Source organism: Nocardioides sp. NPDC057577 (genome assembly GCF_042801335.1).
Classification (GTDB): Bacteria; Actinomycetota; Actinomycetes; order Propionibacteriales; family Nocardioidaceae; genus Nocardioides.
Window position 1 is genome coordinate 1 of sequence record NZ_JBHVGB010000313.1, and the last position, 2,277, is coordinate 2,277.

Annotated in this window: 3 protein-coding genes; all 3 read right to left on the reverse strand. The window is 70.0% G+C overall.

Features of this window, described 5'->3' with window-relative positions:
* Positions 1-81: 81 nt before the first annotated feature.
* The 3 genes from ACFU7D_RS29335 to fahA are packed head-to-tail and all read right to left on the reverse strand — an operon-like array spanning position 82 to position 2,214.
* Complete coding sequence (locus tag ACFU7D_RS29335) at positions 82-588, reverse strand: pyridoxamine 5'-phosphate oxidase family protein (protein ID WP_378873988.1); 507 nt, start codon at positions 586-588, stop codon at positions 82-84.
* Positions 589-598: 10 nt separating this feature from the next.
* Positions 599-1,027, reverse strand: coding sequence for an acyl-CoA thioesterase (locus tag ACFU7D_RS29340; RefSeq protein WP_378873991.1), 429 nt, complete (start codon positions 1,025-1,027; stop codon positions 599-601).
* Entirely contained in the window at positions 1,024-2,214 is a 1,191-nt protein-coding gene (gene fahA / locus ACFU7D_RS29345) for a fumarylacetoacetase (RefSeq protein ID WP_378873994.1), read from the reverse strand. Before fahA ends, ACFU7D_RS29340 begins: the two co-directional genes overlap by 4 nt.
* Positions 2,215-2,277 lie beyond the last annotated feature (63 nt).

The following is a 2,277-nucleotide window of genomic DNA, read 5'->3' on the forward strand; positions in this document are numbered from 1 at the left end:
CCGCGTCGGGGGATCTGTCCCCGTGTCACGCTACGCGAAGCGAGCGAGAGGGGACGGATGCGCCGACTCGGCCGTAAATGTTCAGCCCGGGAACGAAGCTGCCTTCGCGGCGTACGCGACCATCCAGCTCGGCTCGATGGTGGCATAGACCACGCCCGGCCCTTCCCAGGTCTGCGGGTCCGAGCCGTAGAACTCGGTGAAGTAGGCGTTGTGGGCCTCGAACGCGGGCCCTTCGGAGACCACGTGCGCGGTGCCGTGGGTGAAGACGCCGATGCGCTCCCCGTCCACGTGGGTCGCGCTGACGGCGGGGCGGGCGAGCATGTGCTTGGCCTTGACGGCGGTGGGAGAGGTCCCGAACAGCCAGCGACCGTGCACGAAGTGGCCGTCGACGCAGCTCGTCCGCGGCTCGCCACGGGCGGTCACGGTGGCCAGCACCAGCACCTTCATGCCCGTCAGCTCGGTGACGAGCTGGCGTGCGTTCAGGCGGTTCTCGGCATTGACGATGCCGGTCAGGTGGCCGCTCGCGCGACCGATCGAAGCGTCCAGGAGTCGTTGCAGGTCGGCGATCTCTTCATCTGTCTCGAGCACACGACGAGTCTCACACCGTTGCCTCCTGGCCGCTTGACCGTTCTTGCGGATCTCCGATCGCGGCGGCGATCTCCGGCGGGACGGCGGTCGAGCCCGAGCCATCGGCGGCGACGACCACGTAGACGACCGAGACGGCACAGGTGACCTCCTCGCCCCGGCGGAACTCGAACTCGAGGGTGAAGCTCTTGGTGCCGATCCGGGTGGTGCGCACCGGCACCTGGACCTTGTCGCCGAAGCCGATGCCGGCCTTCCAGTCCAGGTCCGCGTGGACGAGCTGGACGTCGACGCCGAGTTCCTCCCAGCGCGGGTAGGGCACCCCGCACGCGTCGATGAAGTGGTTCATCGCCTCGTCGACGTAGGCGAGGTACCAGCCGTTGAACATCACCCCCTGCATGTCGACCTCGAGGTAGCGGGGCGTGAACTCGTAGACCGTCGTCATGGGCGCTCCTTCGCGGGCAGGATCCGCCCGCTGGCCTCGCCGAGCGCGATCCGGCCACCGCCCGGCGCCGGCGCCGTCGCGGTGATCGTGACCTCGTCGCCGTCTTCCAGGAACGTACGGGTGGAGCCGTCGTCCAGCTCGAACGGCTCGGCCCCTGACCAGCTGAGCTCGAGGAGCGAGCCGCGCTGACCCGGCTCGGGGCCGCTGATCGTGCCGCTGGCGAACAGGTCGCCGACGCGGAGCGAGGCGCCGTTGGCGCTCATGTGCGCGAGCATCTGCGGTGCGGTCCAGTACATCGTGGCGTACGGCGGCTCGGCGACCAGCGAACCGTTGAGCCTGACCTCGAGGGCGAGGTCGAGGGCCCACGGCTCGAGCGCCGAGTCGTCGAGGTAGCCGGTCAACGGGACGTCGCGTTCCGGCGGGCTCACCCGGGCCGCCTCGAGCGCCGCGAGCGGAAGGACCCACGGCGAGATCGAGGTCGCGAACGACTTGCCGAGGAACGGGCCCAGCGGGACGTACTCCCAGGCCTGGATGTCGCGCGCCGACCAGTCGTTGAGGAGCGTGATCCCGAAGATGTGGTCGGCGGCCTCGGCGAGCGGGACCGGAGTGCCCTGCTCCGAGCCGACGCCGACCACGAACCCCATCTCGGCCTCGATGTCCAGGCGGATCGAGGGGCCGTCGACGATCCCGTCGGGCGTCTTCCGCAGACCGGTCGGCCGGACGACGTCAGTGCCGGAGACGACCACCGTGCCGGAGCGGCCGTGGTAGCCGATCGGCAGGTGCTTCCAGTTGGGCGTCAGCGGCTCGGAGTCGGGGCGGAACATCTTCCCGACGTTGGAGGCGTGGTGTTCGGAGGCGTAGAAGTCGACGTAGTCGGCCACCGTGAACGGCAGCAGAAGGTCGGCGCCCTCGATCGGCACCAGGTGCGGTCTGACCTCGGCCTCGCTCCCGGGGTCGCTGAGCAGCCGGGTCAGTTCGGCGCGTACGTCCGTCCAGACGGCCGGCCCGGCGGCGAGCAGCGCGTCGAGACCGCCTTCGCCGACACCTGTGACCGCGGCGACGTCGAGCACGAGGTCACCGATCCGCACCCCGAGCCGCGGCGTGGGGTCCGCGGCGGTGCGGAAGGTGGCGTACGGAAGCGCCTCGAGGCCGAACTGACTGTCTCCGATGTCCAGCCAGGTTCTCACGCGGCCACCTCCGTAGCGCAAGCGCCAGGATACGGACGCGGCCGCGTGTGGTCTTGTCTGTTC

What these genes read in the sequence shown, in the direction of transcription:
- ACFU7D_RS29340 (WP_378873991.1), bottom strand. Translation starts at nt 1,027, where the DNA reads ATGACGACGGTCTACGAGTTCACGCCCCGCTACCTCGAGGTCGACATG.